This is a genomic window from Streptomyces sp. NPDC093795, assembly GCF_044764665.1.
Taxonomy (GTDB): domain Bacteria; phylum Actinomycetota; class Actinomycetes; order Streptomycetales; family Streptomycetaceae; genus Streptomyces.
This window is the reverse complement of sequence record NZ_JBIWIO010000002.1, coordinates 643603-662979: the sequence shown is the minus strand read 5'-3', so window position 1 is coordinate 662979 and position 19377 is coordinate 643603. Positions and strand designations below refer to the sequence as shown.

Below are 19377 nucleotides of genomic sequence, written 5' to 3'. Positions count from 1 at the left end.
ATCGGTACCGCCCCCGCGTTGTCCGCGGGTCGGCCGGGAGGGCAGGATTACGGTCATGACGCACGCGATGCTGAAGGGCTCCAACGTCCCTCTCGACACCGTGGCCGTACGGGCCGTGCTCCGCTGGACCCCGGGCCCCGAGGTCCCCGACGTGGATGCCTCGGCCCTGCTGCTCGGGCCCGGCGGCCGCGTGCGGTCCGACGAGGACTTCGTCTTCTACAACCAGCCGCGCCACCCCTCGGGGCTGGTGCGGCGGCTGCCGAAGAAGCGGGACTCCAAGGGCCTGACGGACACCGTGGAGGCCGATCTGGGCGCGCTCGACGCCTCGGTCGACCGGGTCGTGATCGCGGCCTCCTCCGACGGCGGCACCTTCCGGTCCGTCTCCGACCTGCGGATCCTGGTGTACGACGCGACACCCGGCCCCGACCGCGAGCCGCTCGCCCTGTTCTCCGTGACGGCGGAGACGGGCGAGGAGACGGCGATCATCTGCGGCGAGCTGTACCGGCGCGGGGACGGCTGGAAGTTCCGCGCGGTGGGGCAGGGCTATCCGACCGGCCTCGTCGGTCTCGCCACCGACTTCGGCATCTCGGTCGACGAGGACGCGGAGGACGGCCAGGACGGGCAGGGCCACCCCGGGGGGCAGGAGGGCCTGGAAGGGCCCGAGGGCCGCCAGGGACGGCAGGACGGCCCGGAGGGGCCCCACGAGGCGCAGGAGGGCGCCACGGCCGCCGTCGGCTCCCCCGGCTCCCCCGACCTCGACCTGACGCTCGTCCACGCCCCCGTACCCCCGCAGCCGACGATGCCGCCGCCCGTGCCCGACCGGGCGCCCGCCTACGGCTACCCGCAGCCGCCGGTGAACGCCCCGGGCCCCGCCTACGGCTACCCGCAGCCGGTGACCGCCCCCGAGCAGAACCCGTCGCCGGAGTTCCGGATGCCGCCGATGGGCCCCCAGTTCGTCCGGTCGTAAGCACGCGGCCAAGGGTCAGGCCTTCGTCTTGTAGCCGCGGCCCCACTGGAGACCCCAGCCGTACAGCCGGTCCAGTTCGGCCTGGAAGCCGTAGACGAAGCGCACCTCGCGGCGGACCGTGAGTTCGCCCTTGCTGTTGTCCACGGAGAAGACCGCGCAGGAGCGGGCCTGCGGGGCGCGCTCGTCGAGCTCGATCTCGATCCGGGGGCCGTTGCTCGGATAGAGCGTGATCTTGGCGTGCGTACGGTCGAAGGCCGGCGTCTGGTCGTAGATGTACACGAAGAACAGCAGGCGCTTGATCTCGGCCTTCTGGTCCAGGTTGACGAAGATCGTCTCCCCTGAGGACCCGCCGAAGCGGTCGTCGCCGCTGAGCTTCACGTACGGGGCGGTGTTCAGGTCGCCGAAGAAGCCGCCGAGCGGCTGCACCACGCCCTTGCTGCCGTCGGTGAGCTCGTAGAGGCAGCCCAGGTCCAGGTCGACGTTGACCATGCCCTGGGTGTGGGCCTGGACGACCTCGGGCTTGAAGAGCTTGGAGGGGTTGCGCAGGAGCCGTCCGCTCTGGCGCGAGCGGCCCTCGATGTCGGAGGTCCGCATCCGCCAGGAGAGGTTCACCCGCAGGTTGCCGGTGGCGGCGCCCTGCTTGGTGAGCGAGACGGACGGGCGCCGTTTCGTCAGGTCGATCGAATGGGACGCGGAGCCGCCCGAGTCGAACTGCGCCGTCCTCCCCGTAAACAGGTTGTCCCAGAAGGCCATGCCGCCTTCACCCCCCACTGGTCGTCGTCACCGCGCACATGCCTGCGGGGCGGCCGGGTGCACCGGCCGCCCCGCAGTGAAGCGTTCCTCATCGTCGGGGGTGTCACACCCCGGACGACACCTCGGTCTTGTCCCCCGAGGGACCGGACCCGCCCTCGGCCGCCGCGAGCGCCTTGTTGCGGCGGACGGAGGACCAGAAGGAGAGCGCGATCAGGATCACGCCGATGGAACCGGTGATGAGCTCGCTGATCTCGTGCTGGATGGTGATGAGCAGGATGACGGCGAGCGCGCCGATCGCGTAGTGCGCGCCGTGCTCCAGGTAGACGTAGTCGTCCAGGGTGCCCTCACGGACCAGGTAGACCGTGAGCGAACGGACGTACATGGCGCCGATGCCGAGGCCGAGCGCCATCCAGAAGATGTGGTTGGTGATGGCGAAGGCACCGATGACACCGTCGAAGGAGAACGAGGCGTCGAGCACTTCCAGGTACAGGAAGAGGAAGAACGCGGCCTTGCCGGCGAGGCCGACCGCGGAGACCGGCTTGCCCTGGGCCTTGGCCTTCTCCTCCTCCTCGTGCTCGCGCTCCTCCTCTTCCTCCAGCTTGTTCTCGAAGAAGCCGGAGAGACCGCCGACGATCAGGTACGTGATCAGGCCGGCGACGCCGGAGAGCAGCACGGTCGCGGACTTGTCCGCGACGCCGGTGCTGGTGTGCGCGTGGGTCGCGAAGGTCATCGCCGTGACGAGCAGGGCGATGAGCGCGACGCAGACCGACAGCATGTCGACCTTGCCGAGCTTGGCCAGCGGGCGCTCCAGCCAGCCGAGCCACTTGATGTCACGGTCCTCGAAAATGAAGTCGAGGAAGATCATCAGGAGGAACATTCCACCGAAGGCGGCGATCGCCGGGTGGGCGTCCGTGACCAGGGCCTCGTACCGCTCGGGATTGTCCATCGCCAGTTCGATGGCCTCGATCGGGCCGACCTTGGCGCTGATGGCGACGATCGCGACGGGGAAGACCAGCCGCATACCGAATACCGCGATCAGGATGCCGATGGTGAGGAAGATCTTCTGCCAGAAGGCGTTCATCTTCTTCAGGATTCCGGCGTTGACAACCGCGTTGTCGAAGGACAGCGAGATCTCGAGGATCGACAGGATCAGTACGATCCCGAACGCCTCCCACCCCCACTGCCAAGCGGCGAAGGCCAGGCCGAGCGCCGTGATGGCGAACGACCAGCCGAAGGTTTTCAGAACCACTCTCTACCCCATCGTGAAACTGCTTGGCTTTACGAAACGTTGACCCCGAAGTCTAGAGCGATGCCCCGAAGCCCGGACGCGTACCCCTGACCGACCGCACGGAACTTCCATTCGCCGTTGTACCGGTAGAGCTCGCCGAAGATCATCGCGGTCTCCGTGGAAGCGTCCTCGGAGAGGTCGTACCGGGCGAGTTCCTGCCCGTCCAGCTGGTTCACCACCCGGATGAACGCGTTGCTCACCTGGCCGAAGCTCTGGCCGCGGTTGTCGGCGTCATGGATCGACACCGGGAAGACGATCTTGTCGCAGTGGGCCGGCACCATCGAGAGGTCCACGATGAGGGACTCGTCGTCCCCGTCACCCTCGCCGGTGAGGTTGTCCCCGGTGTGCTCGACGGAGCCCTCGGGGCTGCGGAGCTGGTTGTAGAAGACGAAGTACTCGTCCCCGAGGACCCGCCCGGCCTGGCACAGCAGGGCGCTGGCGTCGAGGTCGAAGGGGGCTCCGGTGGTGGAGCGCGCGTCCCAGCCGAGCCCCACGAGGACCTTGGTCAGGTTGGGTGCGGCCTTGGAGAGGGAGACATTGCCTCCCTTGGCGAGCGTGACGCCCATGATTCGGTTCCTCCCCGGTGGTGATGAGGCACGTCCGGCGCCGCACGAGAGGTGCGGCGCCGGACGGTTCGAACGGTTCGGCTCAGACGTTGACGCCGAAGTCCTGCGCGATACCGCGCAGGCCCGAGGCGTAGCCCTGGCCGACAGCGCGGAACTTCCACTCGGCACCGTGGCGGTACAGCTCGCCGAAGACCATGGCGGTCTCGGTCGAGGCGTCCTCGGAGAGGTCGTACCGGGCGATCTCGGCGCCGCCGGTCTGGTTCACGACGCGGATGAACGCGTTGCGCACCTGGCCGAAGGACTGCTGGCGGTTCTCGGCGTCGTAGATCGAGACCGGGAAGACGATCTTGGCGACTTCGGCCGGCACGGTGGCCAGGCTGACCTTGACCTGCTCGTCGTCACCCTCGCCCTCACCGGTCGTGTTGTCGCCGGTGTGCTCGACGGAGCCGTCGCCACTCTTCAGGTTGTTGAAGAAGACGAAGTCCTGCTCGTTACGGACCTTGCCCTCCTCGGTCACCAGGATGGCGCTGGCGTCGAGGTCGAAGTCCGTACCGGTGGTGGTCCGGACGTCCCAGCCCAGACCGACGGTCACGGCGGTGAGGCCAGGGGCCTCCTTGGTCAGCGAGACGTTGCCGCCCTTGCTGAGGCTGACTCCCACGAGTCCCTCCATAGGTTTTCAGGGGCAGCGCCCCCGGTCGTGCGTTGGCATTCGGATCAACGACTGGATCCTAGTGACGGGTTCCCGGTCGAAACAGTCGATTCGCCCCGCGAATCGGAGATGTCGCCGTCGAATGCGGAGATGTGGGGCGGCGGAGGGCGGGGATGTCGGCCGGCGGGCGCTCAGATGGCGTCGAGCGCCTTGACGTACTCGCCGAGGTCGCGGGCGTCCGGCAGGGCGTTGACGACGGTCCAGCGGACGACGCCCTCCTTGTCGATGATGAAGGTGCCGCGCACCGCGCAGCCCTTCTCCTCGTCGAAGACGCCGTACGCGCGGGAGGCCTCGCCGTGCTTCCAGAAGTCGGAGAGCAGCGGGTACTCCAGGGACTCCTGCTCGGCGAAGACGCGCAGGGTGTGGATGGAGTCGTTGGAGACGGCGAGGAGCTGGGTGTCGTCGTTGACGAAGGTCGGGAGGTTGTCGCGCAGCTCGCCGAGCTCACCGGCGCAGACGCCGGTGAAGGCGAAGGGGTAGAACAGCAGCACCACGTTCTTCTCGCCGCGGAAGTCGGACAGCTTCACGGTGCGTCCGTGGTTGTCCTTGAGCTCGAAATCCGGAGCCCTGGTGCCGACCTCGATCGCCATCGCGTACGCATCCCTTCGCCGGGCCCTGCCCTTGGGCCGTATCGGTGAACCCCACCTTACGGCCCCTGCACGAAAGCCCCCGCCGGCGTACCGGGCGGGGGCTTGTCGTAGGGATGATCAGCGCTTGGGGGCCGTCAGGCGGGTGCCCGCCCAGTCCTTGGCGACGCTGATGCTCTTGGTCTGGGAGAGACCCGCTGTCTGCGCGGCATCGTTGATGTCGCTCGGCTCGATGTAGCCGTCGCGGCCGGTCTTCGGCGTCAGCAGCCAGATGGTGCCGCCGTCCTCCAGAAGACCGATGGCGTCCACCAGGGCGTCGGTGAGATCGCCGTCCTCGTCGCGGAACCACAGCACGACGGCGTCGGCGACGTCGTCGTACTCCTCGTCCACGAGCTCGGCCCCGATGATGGACTCGATGCCTTCACGGAGATCCTGGTCGACGTCTTCGTCGTAGCCGATCTCCTGGACCACCTGTCCGGGCTCGAACCCCAGCCTGCCGGCCGGGTTGGTCCGCTCCTCCGCGTGGTCCGCGGTCGCGCTCACGGCTTGCCTCCTGCTCATTCGGTAAATGCTTGTGGCCGCGCGTGGGCGCGCGGTGCTGGCCGTAGTCCACACGTGCCGGGGTGGATCGCGCAAGTGCCCGGCCGTGGAGACCGCCGAAACGGTGACGTTTGGGGCCGTCTCGCCGCAACTTCCGGCATCGTAGGTCCCCGCTCCGTGATCAGGCACACATGGTTCATCCCGGTTTACGAACTTCTGCGGTTTCAGTCTGCCGAACGCCCGGACGAAACGCATGCGCGAGTTGGGCGTAAGGTTGCGATTTGAGCGCACCCAGACCCATGGACAGCCCTCCGAGACACCCCCTGGGGGTTACCTCTCGGTAAATGTGACGTCTGGCGTCGGCGGGGTACACGATGGACATCCCGACCACTCCGTGGCCCCGTGGGCACCACCGACAGCGAAGGAAGAGCGTGGCTCCCGGATCCGATCGCAACCCGATCATCATTGGCGGCCTTCCCAGCCAGGTCCCGGATTTCGACCCGGAAGAGACCCAGGAATGGCTCGACTCCCTCGACGCGGCCGTCGACGAGCGGGGCCGTGAGCGGGCCCGCTACCTCATGCTCCGCCTCATCGAACGGGCCCGCGAGAAGCGCGTGGCCGTGCCCGAGATGCGCAGCTCGGACTACGTCAACACGATCGCCACCAAGGACGAGCCCTTCTTCCCCGGCAACGAGGAGATCGAGCGCAAGGTCCTCAACGCCACCCGGTGGAACGCGGCCGTGATGGTGTCGCGCGCCCAGCGTCCCGGCATCGGCGTCGGCGGTCACATCGCGACCTTCGCGTCCTCGGCCTCGCTGTACGACGTCGGCTTCAACCACTTCTTCCGCGGCAAGGACGAGGGCGACGGCGGCGACCAGATCTTCTTCCAGGGGCACGCCTCCCCCGGTATCTACGCCCGCGCGTACCTCCTGGACCGGCTGAACGACACCCAGCTCGACGGGTTCCGCCAGGAGAAGTCGAAGTCCCCGAACGGCCTGTCGTCGTACCCGCACCCGCGGCTGATGCCGGACTTCTGGGAGTTCCCGACCGTGTCGATGGGCCTCGGCCCGCTCGGCGCGATCTACCAGGCCCGGATGAACCGCTACATGGAGGCGCGCGGGATCGCCGACACCTCCAAGTCGCACGTCTGGGCGTTCCTCGGTGACGGCGAGATGGACGAGGTCGAGTCGGTCGGCCAGCTCTCCATCGCCGCCCGTGAGGGCCTGGACAACCTGACGTTCGTCGTCAACTGCAACCTCCAGCGGCTCGACGGCCCGGTGCGCGGCAACGGCAAGATCATCCAGGAGCTGGAGTCGATCTTCCGGGGCAACGGCTGGAACGTCATCAAGCTGATCTGGGACCGCTCCTGGGACCCGCTGCTCGCGCAGGACCGCGACGGCATCCTGGTCAACAAGTTCAACACCACTCCGGACGGTCAGTTCCAGACGTACGCCACGGAGACCGGCGGCTACATCCGGGACCACTTCTTCGGCGACGACCACCGGCTGCGGGCGATGGTCGAGGGCATGTCGGACCAGCAGATCCTGCACCTGGGCCGCGGCGGTCACGACCACAAGAAGATCTACGCGGCCTACGCGGCGGCGAAGGCCCACACGGGCCAGCCGACGGTGATCCTCGCGCAGACCGTCAAGGGCTGGACGCTCGGCCCGAACTTCGAGGGCCGCAACGCGACCCATCAGATGAAGAAGCTGACGGTCGACGACCTCAAGCGCTTCCGCGACCGGCTGCACATCCCGGTGACCGACCGGCAGTTGGAGGACGGCCTGCCGCCGTACTACCACCCGGGGCGGGACTCCGAGGAGATCCAGTACATGCACGACCGCCGCAGCGCGCTCGGCGGGTACGTCCCGACCCGCGTCGTGCGGGCGAAGCCGCTGGCCCTCCCCGAGGACAAGACCTACGCGGCCGCAAGAAAGGGCTCCGGGCAGCAGTCGATCGCCACCACGATGGCCTTCGTCCGCATCCTGAAGGACCTCATGCGGGACAAGGAGATCGGCAAGCGCTTCGTGCTGATCGCCCCCGACGAGTACCGCACCTTCGGTATGGACGCCTTCTTCCCGAGCGCCAAGATCTACAACCCGCTCGGCCAGCAGTACGAGGCGGTGGACCGCGAACTCCTCCTCGCCTACAAGGAGTCGCCGACCGGCCAGATGCTGCACGACGGCATCTCCGAGGCAGGCTGCACCGCCTCGCTGATCGCCGCCGGTTCCGCGTACGCCACCCATGGCGAACCCCTCATCCCGGTCTACGTCTTCTACTCGATGTTCGGTTTCCAGCGGACCGGCGACCAGTTCTGGCAGATGGCCGACCAGCTGGCGCGCGGTTTCGTGCTCGGCGCCACCGCCGGCCGGACCACGCTGACCGGCGAGGGCCTCCAGCACGCCGACGGCCACTCGCACCTGCTCGCCTCGACCAACCCGGCCTGTATCGCCTACGACCCGGCGTTCGGCTTCGAGATCGCGCACATCGTCAAGGACGGTCTGCGCCGCATGTACGGCCCCGATGCCGAGGACGTCTTCTACTACCTGACCGTCTACAACGAGCCGATCCAGCACCCGGCCGAGCCCGAGGACGTGGACGTGGAGGGCATCCTCCAGGGCATCCACCGCTTCCGGCCGGCCGACGCGGGCACGATCCCGGCGCAGATCATGGCCTCCGGTGTCGCCGTGCCGTGGGCGGTCGAGGCTCAGCGGATCCTCGCCGAGGAGTGGAACGTACGGGCCGACGTCTGGTCCGCGACCTCCTGGACCGAGCTGCGCCGCGAGGCCGTGGCCGTCGAGGAGCACAACCTGCTCCACCCGGACGAGGAGCAGCGCGTCCCGTACGTGACACGCAAGCTCCAGGGCTCCGAGGGCCCGTTCGTGGCGGTCTCGGACTGGATGAAGGCGGTGCCGGACCAGATCTCCCGCTGGGTGCCGGGCACGTACGGCTCGCTGGGCGCGGACGGCTTCGGCTTCGCGGACACGCGCGGCGCGGCCCGTCGCTACTTCCACATCGACGCCCCCTCGATCGTGCTCGCGGTGCTCACCGAGCTCGCCCGGGAGGGCAAGGTCGAGCGGTCGGTCCTGAAGCAGGCCGTGGACCGGTACCAGCTGCTCGACGTGGCGGCCGCGGACCCGGGCCCCGCGGGCGGCGACGCCTGATCGACACGGCACCCGTAGCACGGAGCTCCTGCTGAGGGGCGGTGGGACCCTGGTCCCGCCGCCCCTCGGCGTTCTCTACGATTCCCCGCATGAAGGGCATGAAGGATCGCTGGGAAGAACGCACACAGGCGCCGCTGCTCGTGCTCGCCGTGGCGTTCGGCGTCGCGTACGCCGTGCCGATCGTGGCTCCCGGCGCCGCCCCCTGGGTGCACCGGCTGTGCACCCAGGTCGAGTGGGCGGTCTGGGCGGTCTTCGCCGTCGACTACCTGGTCCGGTTCGTGCTCGCCCCGGCCCGCTGGGCCTTCGTCCGCTCCCACCCCCTGGATCTGCTCGCGGTCCTGCTGCCGCTGGTGCAGCCGCTGCGGCTGCTGCGGGTCGTGTCCACGCTCCTCCTCGTGGGCCGGCGGGCCCGGATGGCCCCGCAGATAACGCTCACCACCTATGTGGCGGGCGCGGTCGTCGGGCTGATGATGTTCGGCTCGCTGGCCGTGCTGCACGTCGAGCGGGACGCCCCTGACGGCAACATCAAGACGCTCGGGGACGCGGTCTGGTGGTCGTTCACCACGATGACCACCGTCGGCTACGGCGACCACGCCCCGACGACGGGTCTCGGCCGGGTGCTCGCGGTGGGTCTGATGCTCTCGGGCATCGCCCTGCTCGGTGTCGTCACCGCCAACATCGCGGCCTGGTTCATCTCCCGCTTCGAGCGGGACGACGCGGCGGAGCGCCGGCAGACCGAGCTCCTGGAGACGCTGACCCGGGAGGTCCGCGAACTGCGCGCCGAGGTGTCCCGCCTCTCGGCCCAGGCGCCGTTGACCGAACCCGTGCCGGTGACCGAACCCGTGCCCGTGTCGGCGCCCGTGTCGGCGCCCGTGTCGGCGCCCGCTCCGGTGACGGTGTCCGCGCCCGACGGGACGACCGCCCCGGACGTCCCCGCGCCTACCGCTCCCAGAGTTTGAACGCTCTGACCTCGTAGGGCGTCTGCGGTACCCACGTCCCGCGCCCCGGATAGGTCTCGAACTCGCCCTCCTCCGCACACTCCGCCGACTGGTACGTGGTGACCGGTCGGCCGGTCCGGTTGGCGAGGGACTGTGCCGAGCTGCCCGGTGGCAGGGCGACACAGCTCTCGATGTCGGTCGTGGCCAGCTCGTGCGTCTGCGCCCGGCCCCGGAAGTCGGGCTTGGACCAGAGGCAGAGCCTGCCGGGCCCGCAGGCCCCGAGAACGGTCCCGGTCGGCACCGCCACAGCCGCCGCCGGGGTGGCCGGCAGGGCCGCGAGGAAGGCGGTCAGGACGGCCGCGATGGCGAGAGCGGTCTTCGTATACATACTGATGAACCCCCGTTTCGTCACTCTCTGTAATCACGAGAATGACGGAGGTCCACGGACAACGGAAGGGGGGCCGCCCCCGTTCACGCGAACGGGTGACGGCCCCCTACGGGAACCCTGACGGCCCCTGGCAGCCCCTGGCGGCCCCTGACGGACCTCGCCCGGGCCGGACGTCAGATGTGACCGCCCATGCCGCCCGCCTCCGCGTTCTCGCCGCGCTTGGTGAGCGTGGCGACGAGGGCCGCGACGACGGCGACGACTCCGGCGACGGTGAAGGCCAGGCCCATGCCGTCGAGGAAGGTGTCGTGGATGACGCCGGTGATCTGCTGGAGGACGTCGGGGGTCATCCCCGGCGCCTGCGCCAGCTCCGGCGGGGCCATGCCGAACTCGGCGGCCTGCTCGAGCTTCGGGTTCACCGGGGCCGGGATGCCGGCCTCCTTCCAGTTGTCCTCGAAGGCGCCTGCGACCTTGGAGGACATGACGGCGCCGAGCACGGCCGTACCGAGCGCGCCGCCGACCTGCATCGCGGCCTGCTGCAGACCGCCGGCCACGCCGGAGAGTTCGAGCGGCGCGTTGCCGACGATGACCTCGGTGGCGCCGACCATGACCGGGGCGAGCCCGAGGCCGAGCAGGGCGAACCAGAGGGACATGGCGAACGTGCCGGTACCGGACGAGAGCGTGATCATGCCGAACATCGCGACGGCCGTGCAGACCATGCCGCCGACCAGCGGGACGCGCGGGCCGAACTTGGTGATCAGGGCACCCGCCAGCGGCGAGGAGACGATCATCATCGCCGTCAGCGGCAGCAGGCGCAGACCGCTGTCGACCGGGCTGAGCCCCTTCACGCCCTGGAGGTAGAAGGTCACGAAGAACAGGCCGCCCATGAAGGCGAAGGCCATGAGGACCATGAGCACCACACCGGCCGAGAGCGGCACGGAGCGGAACATGGCCAGCGGGATCAGCGGCTCCTTGACCTTGGTCTCCCAGATGGCGAAGAGCACGAAGAGGAGCACCGCGCCGAGCAGGCAGCCCCAGGTCTTGCCGCCGGTCCAGCCCCAGGACTCGCCGGCCTTGATGAGGCCCCAGACGAGGGAGGCCATGGCCCCGGAGAGCAGCAGGATGCCGACGACGTCGAAGGAGCGCGGCGCGTTCTGGGCGCGGTGGTCCTTGAGGATGACCAGGCCGAGGACGAGCGCGACGACGCCGACCGGCACGTTGATGAAGAAGACGGACTGCCAGCTGACGTGCTCGACGAGCAGGCCGCCGACGATCGGGCCGCCTGCCGTGGAGGCGCCGATGACCATGCCCCAGATGCCGATGGCCATGTTCAGCTTCTCGGCGGGGAAGGTGGCGCGCAGCAGGCCGAGCGCGGCCGGCATCAGCAGGGCGCCGAAGAGGCCCTGGAGGACGCGGAAGGCGATCACGGCCCCGATGCTGTCGGAGAGGCCGATCGCGCCGGAGGCCAGGGCGAAGCCGGCGATGCCTATGAGGAAGGTCTGCCGGTGACCGAAGCGGTCACCGAGCTTGCCCGCGGTGATCAGGGCGACGGCCAGTGCGAGCAGGTAGCCGTTGGTGATCCACTGGACCTGGGCGAGGGAGGCGCCGAGGTCGTCCTTGATGGCGGGGTTGGCGATGGCGACGATCGTGCCGTCGAGCGCGACCATCATGACGCCCACGGCAACGCCGATGAGGGTCAACCATGGATGGCCACGCAGTCCCTTCGTCGGGGCCGGTGCGGGTTCCCGGACGCCCCCCTGTCCCTGCGGGGTCTTTTCCACGGTGGTCTGACTAGTCATGCGAACGAGGCTAATGACAGTCACTGACAATTGACAAAGCGATTCACACGCCGGTAACTGTCACGTAGCTCACAGGTACGCTGAGCCGGACGAAATGCCTGAAAAAAGGACCCTGACGTGACCCTGCCCGGCCTGCGCGAGCGGAAGAAGCAACGCACGCGCGACGAGCTGACCCGGGTGGCCCTCGAACTCTTCACCGCCCAGGGGTACGAGCGGACCACCGTCGACGAGATCGTCGACGCCGTCGAGGTCTCCCAGCGCACCTTCTTCCGGTACTTCTCCTCCAAGGAGGAGGTCGCCTTCGCCGTCCAGCACATGGTGGAGGAGCGTTTCGTCGAGGCACTCCGACAGCGTCCGCCGGCCGAAGGCCCCTTCGACGCGATGCGGAACGCGGTGCTCTGCGCCTGGGACACCATCGGCGACGCCATCACCGAGGTCGTGCCGGTCGAGCTGTATCTGCGCAGCTTCCAGATGATCGAGTCGACCCCCGCGCTGCTCGCCGTCCATCTGCGCCGCTCCACCGAGATGGAGGAGACCATCGCCGGGATCATCGCCGTCCGCGAGGGCCTCGACGTGGACGAGGACCCGCGCCCCCGGATCGCGGTGGCGGCGTTCAGCGGCGTGATGCGCGTGACGGCCCAGCTGTGGGGCCGGGGTACGGACCAGAGCCTGGAGGCCATCCGCGACCTCACCGAGAGGTACCTCGACCACCTCGGCCCGGCCCTCGCCCCCAGCTGGCGGGACCGGGGGAACGCGGGACAGGGCGGCGCTCCGTAGAACCGGATCCGCGAGCGTTCACTCCCGCCCCGTAGGGTGGCGGCCCGTGACCTCAGCCGAAGCCGCCTCGCCCACCCTGACCGTCGTGCGCGCCCTCCTCGCGCTCGCCGTCGTGTTCGTGCTCCTCGCGATCACCGGGTGGACCACGATCCGGCACCGCCCCGAGCCCGGCCCGTCGCACGATGCCGCGCTCGCCGCCTGGGCGCGGGACCGGATCGACCACCGCCCGCTGCCGGGTCCCGGCGCCCCCTCCCGTACCGTCGCCGCGTTCTTCGCCGGACTCGGCCACGCGCGCGCGGTCCGGCTCGCCGACCGGCACCCGCTCGTCGTCGGCAACCTCGACGGCGCCCCGGTCGCCCTCCGCTACCGCGCCAACCGCGTCACCCTCGGTCATGCGCTCGCCGTCGAGCGGGACCGGGTCGGCGACACCCGGCTGTCCGCCGAGGGACGGCACGAGGCGCGGCGCAGGTCCGACCGCTTCACCTCGCTGATGCGGCCCGGCCGTCAGATCCTCGCCTTCGACCCGACCGGTACGGGGCGGACGGCCGAGGTCCTCGGGGACCTGGAGCGGGCCCTGCGGGTCTCCGTGATCGTGCCCGGCGTCGACACCAACCTCCTCACCTTCCAGAAGTCCCACGGCCGGTACGGGGCTCCCGCCGGCATGGCCGAGGCGCTCCACGCCGCCGAGCGGCGGTCGGCGCCCGGCACCCGTACCGCGGTGATCGCCTGGGCCGACTACACCGCGCCCGCCGGGGTCGGCGTCGACGCGATGACCGGCCGGCTCGCCGAGGCGGGCGCCGTACGGCTCGTGCAGCTGACCCGGGCGCTGCCCGGGGACGCGCGCGTGGTGCTGTTCTGCCACAGCTACGGCTCCGTGCTCTGCGGGGTCGCCGCCCCCCGGCTCCCCGACCGGGTGACGGACCTGGCCGTGGCCGGAAGCCCCGGGATGCGGGTGGGCCGGGCGGCCGAACTCGCCACCCACGCGCGCGTGTGGGCGATGCGGGACGCCGACGACTGGATCGCGGACGTGCCGCACATGGAGGTCGGCGGCATCGGGCACGGCGCCGACCCGGTGGCCCCGGAGTTCGGCGCCCGGCTTCTCTCGGCGCGGGGGGCGGTCGGCCACAGCGGCTATTTCGAGCCGGGAACCGAGAGCCTCGGCAACTTCGCCGCGATAGGCGTCGGCTCCTACCGGAGCCTGGTGTGCGCACGTGCCGACGGCGCTTGCCACGACGGAATATCCGGTGCGGAAGGGCGCTGACGCGCGTAGATTACGTAATTTCAGGACCTTTCGCAGGGGCGACGCGCGGGCACGTGCCGCATACGATGTGGCGTATGGGTGATGTGCTGGCCGGAAATCAAGCCACCTGGGAGTTCGAGAGCGACGCCCTCGTCATCCGCTTCGACCGGGGGAACCGCACGCCGAGGCTCTTCAGCGTCCTGCGCGAACGACGCGTACCGCACGAGGCCTTGGCGTCCGTGACGCTCATGCCCGGCAAGCGGGGCACGGTCGTGCTGCACGCCGTCCCGAGGCCGGGCGCCGATCCCCTGATGGAGGCGGCCGCGGGGCAGCTCGCGGAGCACTGCGATCCGTACCGTCTGGTGCTGCCGGCGGACCGGGAGACGCTCGCCGAGTACTACCGGGACGAGCTGCGGGCGGCGCTCGCGCGGCGTGCCCCGAGCGCCTGGGGCGCCCCCGCCACCCCGGAGGCCCCCGATGCCCCGGACGACGCAGGGACGCCCGCCTCCGATGTGACGCCCGCCGAGCGTTTCCTGGTGGCGCCCCCTGCGGGCCCGCAGTCCTTCAAGGCGTACGACGGGAAGGCGAGCTTCGACGGGCACGGGGAGGTCGCGTTCCGCTGGTCCTGGACGGGGGCGTCCTCCGAGAAGTGGAAGGCGGGCGACCAGACCTTCCAGGTACGGGACCTCTGCGGGGTCGAGTGGCGCTCGCCCGACGTCCTCGACGGGCACCTGCGGCTGCTGCCCCGGGGCGGCGAACCCCGGGCGTCGCAGCCGGACCGGGACCCCGCCTCCGTCGTCTTCGGCCTCGGCTACGGGCCGGTGCACCTGTCGCTCCCCTTCGCGGCGGCGGTCCTCGCGGCGATCCGGACCACCGACCGCGTCCCGGCCCGCGTGGCCGCCCCCGGGGCGGTCGCTGAAAGGATTCGCCACCTGGGTGAACTGCACCAGGCGGGACTGGTGACGGACGAGGAGTTCTCGGCGAAGAAGGCGGAACTCCTGGCGGAGCTGTAGCCCGCCGGTGGGCGCCGGGGTCATACCCGGGTATCAGGCCGGAGCCCGGTCCCCGGTATGACGTCGGGGGCCGGGTGCCCTGCCTACCCTGGGCGGGCCATGACTACCGAACCGCGGCACGACCCGCCTCCCTCTCAGCACCTCAGGCAGCTCAGCGCCCGGACACGCGAGTTCTTCCAGGGGCTCGGGACCGCGCTCACCACCCCCGCCACACCAGGGGCGCCGCTCCTCTCCGACGCCTCCTCCCGCTGGGTGCGGCTGCTGCCGTACGCCGTCGCCGTCGCCCTCGTCGCCTCCCTGCTCCCCACCACGGTCCACCTCCTCACCGGGGACTACGGCGTCAACGGCGCGCTCGCCGGGGCCATCGGCACCGCCCAGACCGCGCCGCTGCTGCTCGCCGTCGCCCGCCCCCTCCAGGCCTGGTGGATCGTCTTCGCCGCCTCCGTGATCGGCGCGTTCGTCCTGCTCGCCGCGGACGGTCCCCGCGCCCACCTCTGGCCCTGGACCCCGCCGGCCGTCGTCGGCTACTGCGCGCTGATGATCGCGCTCGGCCTCCGCGAGTCCCGCCGGGCCCTGTTCGGGGTCTGGCTCGCGACGGGCGCGGCCGGATACGCCCTGGAGGCGATCCGGCCGGCCGGGTACACCAGCGTCCACACCCTGCTGCTCGTCCTCAGCGGCGTCCTGCTGCTCCTCACCTCGGCGGTACGCGCGCGTGGCGACGCCCAGCGGCGCCTGGTGGAGCAGGAGACCATCAGCGAGGCCGAGCGGGCCCGCCGCACCCTCCTGGAGGAGCGGGCCAGGATCGCGCGCGAGCTGCACGACGTGGTGGCCCACCACATGTCCGTGATCACCGTGCAGGCCGACTCGGCCCCGTACCGCATCCCGGAGCTCCCGGACGCGGCCCGCGAGGAGTTCACCTCGATCGCGGCGAGCGCGCGCGAGTCGCTGGCCGAGATGCGCCGGCTCCTGTCCGTGCTGCGCAGCGACGGCAGTGAGGGCGAGCGGGCCCCGCAGCCGGGCCTCGACCGGGTCCAGCAGCTGGTGGAGGCGACGGTACGGGCCGGGGTGCCGGCCGAGCTGCGGCTCGCCGCCGACCTCGGGGACGTACCGCAGGCGGTGGACCTGTCCGCGTACCGGATCGTGCAGGAGGCCCTGGCCAACGTCGTCCGGCACGCGCCGGGCGCGTCCACGCGGGTCTCGGTGCGGGCGGAGGGGGGCTGGCTGACGGTCCTCGTTGTCAACGGGCCTTCCACCGAGCCGGGTTCCTCGGTCGAGCGGGGCGCGTCCGGTACCGGGCACGGGCTCGTCGGCATGCGGGAGCGCGTACGGTTGACGGGCGGCTCGCTCGACACCGGGCCGCTGCCGGACGGCGGCTTCCGGGTCGCCGCGCGGATGCCTCTGACACCGGACCCGCTCCTCGCGGCGACGTCGCCCTCCACCGCCACAGCCAAGGACCCCGAGTGACCATCCGCGTGATCATCGTCGACGACCAGGCCATGGTGCGGGCCGGATTCGCCGCACTGCTCGCCGCCCAGCCCGACATCGACGTGGTGGGCGAGGCCCCCGACGGGCGGCAGGGCGTGGACGTGGCACGGTCGACACACCCGGACGTCGTGCTGATGGACGTACGGATGCCGGAGCTGGACGGACTCGCCGCCGCCCGGGAGATCCTGCACCCGCCGATGGGTGTCACGCACCTGCCGAAGGTGCTGATGCTGACCACCTTCGACGTGGACGACTACGTGTACGAGGCGCTACGCGCGGGTGCTTCCGGTTTTCTCCTGAAGGACGCGCCGCCGGCCGATCTGATCGCGGCGGTACGGGTGGTGGCGGCGGGCGAGGCCCTGCTCGCCCCGTCCGTGACGCGACGGCTCATCGCCGACTTCGCCGCGTCCCGGCCCGCGCCGCGCCGGGACACCACGGCGCTGCGGCTGAACGGGCTCACCCCGCGCGAGACGGAGGTCCTGGAGCTGATCGCCCGGGGCCTGTCGAACCAGGAGATCGCGGACCACCTGGTCCTCGCCGAACAGACGGTGAAGACCCACATCGGGCGGGTCCTCGCCAAGCTGGACCTGCGCGACCGGGCGCAGGCGGTGGTCTTCGCGTACGAGTCGGGGCTTGTGACGCCGGGCCAGCCCTGACCCCGGGCCAGTCCTGACCCCGGGCCAGTCCTGATCCCGGACCAGTCCTGACCCCGGGCCAGTCCTGATCCCTGGTGCGGCCGGTCCCGGCCCGCCGCACACCCCCGCCACCCCCCCGGGGGAAATCCCCACCCCCACCCTGGTGTTGCCTGCTCCTCCACCCCCTACCCGGGTATCAACCGAGGGTTGGCCCCCCGGTGTGACGTGCCGTCACCCGTCGTCTTCCTACTTTCCTCTCGCCGACGAACGAGCGAGAACCGGAGAGGGAGGGCGAGCCCATGCGCCGCTTTGCGAGGACCCTGACCACCGTGGCCCTGGTGGCCACCGTGATCGCCGGGACGGCCGGCTGGGCGTCCGGGAACGCCCAGGAGGCCGTCACCGGCGGGCCGGTCGGGACTGCCGGGTGGCGGGCCGCGGGGCTGCCGGACCCCGAGCGGACGAGCCCGGACGGGATCGCGCGGTTCTTCGCGGGACTCGACCCCGTACAACAGGAAGAACTGGCCCGCACCCACCCCGCCGTCGTCGGGAACCTCGACGGGGTGCCTCTGGAGCTGCGGTACGCCGTCAACGCCCGCTCCACGCGAGGGCAGTTCGGTGGGGCGCGGGTCCTGGCGCACGATCCGCGCGGCCGGGGTCAGGTCGCCCTGGTGTACGGGGACCTCGCGCGGGCCGAGCACGTGGCGGTGGTCGTGCCCGGCTCCGACATCGACGCGGAGCACGTACGGCCGCTCGCGGACATGGCGACCGCCCTGCGCCGGGCGACCGGCGGCCGTACCGCGGTCGTCGCCTGGGCCGGGTACACGACCCCCGTCGGTGTCGGCCTCGACGCGGCCACCGGCCGGCTGGCCGAGGCCGGGGCGGACCGGCTCACCCGCTTCGTCGACGGGCTCGCGGCCGTCGGGGCGGCCGAGCCGTCCCTGTTCTGCCACAGCTACGGCTCCGTGGTCTGCGGCCTCGCCGCCCGCGAGCTGAAGGCCAAGGACCTGGTCGTGTTCGGCTCCCCCGGGATGCGCGCCGAGAACGTCGGCGAGCTCGGCACCTCCGCCCGCGTCTGGGCCGCGAAGGATCCCACCGACTGGATCGACCGGGTCCCCCACGTCGAGTTCGCGGGCCTCGGTCACGGCGCCGACCCGGCCGACCCGGCCTTCGGCGCTCGCCGGGTCCCGGCCGAGGACGCCGCCGGCCACGGTGGCTACTTCGCAGCCGGCACCGCCTCGCTCCGTACGTTCGCCGCGATCGCCGCGGGGGACGTCCGATGAACAGGCTCGTCGAGAGGATCGAGTCCTCCACCCCCGTCCACCGCGACCGGGCGATCGACGGGCTCCGCGCCCTCGCCCTGCTCGCCGTGCCCACCGGTCACTGGCTGCTCGGCGGGTTCACGCTCTCCGCCGACGGCGCGATCCACAACGCGAGCCCGCTGGGCGCCTTCGCCGGGCTCGCCCCCGTCAGCTGGGTCCTCCAGATGCTGGGCATCTTCTTCCTCGTCGGCGGCTACGCCTCCGTCCTGTCGTACCGGCGGCGGAAGGGCTCCACGGGTGAGTGGCTGAAGGGCCGCCTCGCCCGCCTCGGCCGTCCCGTCCTCGGGGTCACCGCCGTGTGGGCCGCGCTCCTGCCGCTGCTGCACTTCGGCGTCGGGGTGCCCGTGGACACCCTGCGGACGGCGTCCACGCTGGTGATCCAGCCGCTCTGGTTCGTCGGGGTGTACGCGGCCGTCACCGCGCTCACGCCGCTGTGCATACGGGCGGCCCGCCGCCTCGGGGTGTGGGCCGCGGCCCCGCTGCTCGGCTCGGTCGCCGTCGTCGACCTCCTGCGGTACGGGCCGTACGCCGACGCCGTGCCGTCCTGGCTGAGCCTCCTGAACATCCTGCCCGGCTGGCTCTTCGCGTATCAGCTCGGCGTCTCCTGGGGCGAGGGCCGGGTCACCCGGCGGCACGCGTGGGGGCTGCTCGTCGGCGGGGCCGCGCTGTTCGCCGCCCTCCTGCTCGTCTTCGGCTACCCGGCGTCGATGGTCGGCGTCCCCGGCGAGGCCCGCACCAACTCGCACCCGCCGTCGCTGCTCGTCCTCGCCCTCGCCGCCGCGCAGAGCGGTGCGGCGATCCTGCTCCGGGACCGGATCGGCGGACTCCTGAAGCGGCCCGCGGTGTGGGCCCCGGTCGTGGTGGTCAACCTGTCCGCGATGACGATCCTGTGCTGGCACCAGACCGCGATGCTCACCGCCGCGATCCCCGCCTCCTCGTACCTCGGGGAGGTCCCGGGCCTGGTCGGCGCGCCGGACTCGGTCGGCTGGATCGTCGCCCGGCTGGCGTGGATGCCGGTCTTCGCCGGACTGCTCGTCCTCATCGGCCGGTACGCCCGGGGCTTCGAGTCCCCCTGGACGAGCACCGGACCGGCCCGCCGCACCCTCGCGGGAGTGCTCGCGGCGGGGTTCGCGGCGTTCGCCCTGGGGCTTGCGTGACTCACAGGGCTTGTGGGGCTCGTGGGGCTGCGTGGCGGGACGTCGTCGTCGCCGT

The 19377-nt window shown here is 71.1% G+C and carries 18 protein-coding genes; 10 read left to right on the top strand and 8 right to left on the bottom strand.

The window, feature by feature from the left end:
- Nucleotides 1-55 precede the first annotated feature (55 nt).
- Nucleotides 56-967, top strand: coding sequence for a TerD family protein (locus ACIRB7_RS07985; protein ID WP_403593914.1), 912 nt, complete (start codon nucleotides 56-58; stop codon nucleotides 965-967).
- Nucleotides 968-982: 15 nt separating this feature from the next.
- Here ACIRB7_RS07985 and ACIRB7_RS07980 read toward each other — a convergent pair whose 3' ends face one another.
- From ACIRB7_RS07980 to ACIRB7_RS07955, 6 genes are all read right to left on the bottom strand, one after another.
- Nucleotides 983-1720: a Tellurium resistance gene (locus tag ACIRB7_RS07980; protein WP_403593912.1), complete on the bottom strand. Its 738-nt coding sequence runs from the start codon at nucleotides 1718-1720 to the stop codon at nucleotides 983-985.
- Nucleotides 1721-1823: 103 nt separating this feature from the next.
- Entirely contained in the window at nucleotides 1824-2969 is a 1146-nt protein-coding gene (locus tag ACIRB7_RS07975; protein WP_403593909.1) for a DUF475 domain-containing protein, read from the bottom strand.
- A 29-nt stretch (nucleotides 2970-2998) separates the two neighbouring features.
- On the bottom strand, nucleotides 2999-3574 hold the full coding sequence (locus ACIRB7_RS07970) for a TerD family protein (RefSeq protein WP_403593906.1): 576 nt from the start codon (nucleotides 3572-3574) through the stop codon (nucleotides 2999-3001).
- A gap of 82 nt (nucleotides 3575-3656) precedes the next feature.
- Entirely contained in the window at nucleotides 3657-4232 is a 576-nt protein-coding gene (locus ACIRB7_RS07965) for a TerD family protein (RefSeq protein WP_351210322.1), read from the bottom strand.
- 182 nt (nucleotides 4233-4414) lie between these two features.
- The gene (locus tag ACIRB7_RS07960) at nucleotides 4415-4873 is read right to left on the bottom strand and encodes a peroxiredoxin (protein WP_351210320.1); all 459 of its coding nucleotides are present in this window, start codon (nucleotides 4871-4873) and stop codon (nucleotides 4415-4417) included.
- Between the two features lie 117 nt (nucleotides 4874-4990).
- Nucleotides 4991-5413 carry a DUF3052 domain-containing protein gene (locus tag ACIRB7_RS07955; RefSeq protein WP_403593902.1) on the bottom strand — a complete coding sequence of 141 codons (423 nt, stop codon included), beginning with the start codon at nucleotides 5411-5413 and terminating at the stop codon, nucleotides 4991-4993.
- Nucleotides 5414-5841: 428 nt separating this feature from the next.
- Here ACIRB7_RS07955 and aceE point away from each other — a divergent pair, with 428 nt between their 5' ends.
- Nucleotides 5842-8574, top strand: coding sequence for a pyruvate dehydrogenase (acetyl-transferring), homodimeric type (gene aceE, locus ACIRB7_RS07950; protein ID WP_403593899.1), 2733 nt, complete (start codon nucleotides 5842-5844; stop codon nucleotides 8572-8574).
- Nucleotides 8575-8663: 89 nt separating this feature from the next.
- Complete coding sequence (locus ACIRB7_RS07945; protein ID WP_403593896.1) at nucleotides 8664-9533, top strand: potassium channel family protein; 870 nt, start codon at nucleotides 8664-8666, stop codon at nucleotides 9531-9533.
- Here ACIRB7_RS07945 and ACIRB7_RS07940 read toward each other — a convergent pair.
- Both ACIRB7_RS07940 and ACIRB7_RS07935 read right to left on the bottom strand, forming a co-directional pair.
- Nucleotides 9514-9900 carry a peptidase inhibitor family I36 protein gene (locus tag ACIRB7_RS07940; protein WP_403593893.1) on the bottom strand — a complete coding sequence of 129 codons (387 nt, stop codon included), beginning with the start codon at nucleotides 9898-9900 and terminating at the stop codon, nucleotides 9514-9516. The two genes, ACIRB7_RS07945 and ACIRB7_RS07940, sit on opposite strands and share 20 nt — an antisense overlap.
- A gap of 173 nt (nucleotides 9901-10073) precedes the next feature.
- Nucleotides 10074-11696: an MFS transporter gene (locus ACIRB7_RS07935; RefSeq protein ID WP_403593890.1), complete on the bottom strand. Its 1623-nt coding sequence runs from the start codon at nucleotides 11694-11696 to the stop codon at nucleotides 10074-10076.
- 117 nt (nucleotides 11697-11813) lie between these two features.
- Between ACIRB7_RS07935 and ACIRB7_RS07930 the strand changes: the two genes are divergently transcribed.
- From ACIRB7_RS07930 to ACIRB7_RS07900, 7 genes are all read left to right on the top strand, one after another.
- Nucleotides 11814-12473, top strand: a complete 660-nt coding sequence (locus ACIRB7_RS07930) for a TetR/AcrR family transcriptional regulator (protein ID WP_403593887.1) — start codon at nucleotides 11814-11816, stop codon at nucleotides 12471-12473.
- Between the two features lie 46 nt (nucleotides 12474-12519).
- On the top strand, nucleotides 12520-13734 hold the full coding sequence (locus ACIRB7_RS07925) for an alpha/beta hydrolase (RefSeq protein WP_403593885.1): 1215 nt from the start codon (nucleotides 12520-12522) through the stop codon (nucleotides 13732-13734).
- Nucleotides 13735-13808: 74 nt separating this feature from the next.
- Entirely contained in the window at nucleotides 13809-14726 is a 918-nt protein-coding gene (locus ACIRB7_RS07920; RefSeq protein ID WP_403593883.1) for a DUF4429 domain-containing protein, read from the top strand.
- Nucleotides 14727-14825: 99 nt separating this feature from the next.
- A complete protein-coding gene (locus ACIRB7_RS07915; RefSeq protein ID WP_403593880.1) occupies nucleotides 14826-16190 on the top strand; it encodes a sensor histidine kinase in 1365 nt (454 codons plus the stop codon).
- Nucleotides 16187-16867 (top strand): response regulator, encoded by a 681-nt coding sequence (locus ACIRB7_RS07910; RefSeq protein ID WP_403593878.1) that lies wholly within the window; start codon nucleotides 16187-16189, stop codon nucleotides 16865-16867. The genes ACIRB7_RS07915 and ACIRB7_RS07910 overlap by 4 nt, the downstream gene beginning before the upstream one ends.
- 278 nt (nucleotides 16868-17145) lie before the next feature.
- The gene (locus ACIRB7_RS07905; protein ID WP_403593877.1) at nucleotides 17146-18126 is read left to right on the top strand and encodes an alpha/beta hydrolase; all 981 of its coding nucleotides are present in this window, start codon (nucleotides 17146-17148) and stop codon (nucleotides 18124-18126) included.
- Nucleotides 18123-19322, top strand: coding sequence for an acyltransferase (locus ACIRB7_RS07900; RefSeq protein ID WP_403593875.1), 1200 nt, complete (start codon nucleotides 18123-18125; stop codon nucleotides 19320-19322). Before ACIRB7_RS07905 ends, ACIRB7_RS07900 begins: the two co-directional genes overlap by 4 nt.
- Nucleotides 19323-19377 lie beyond the last annotated feature (55 nt).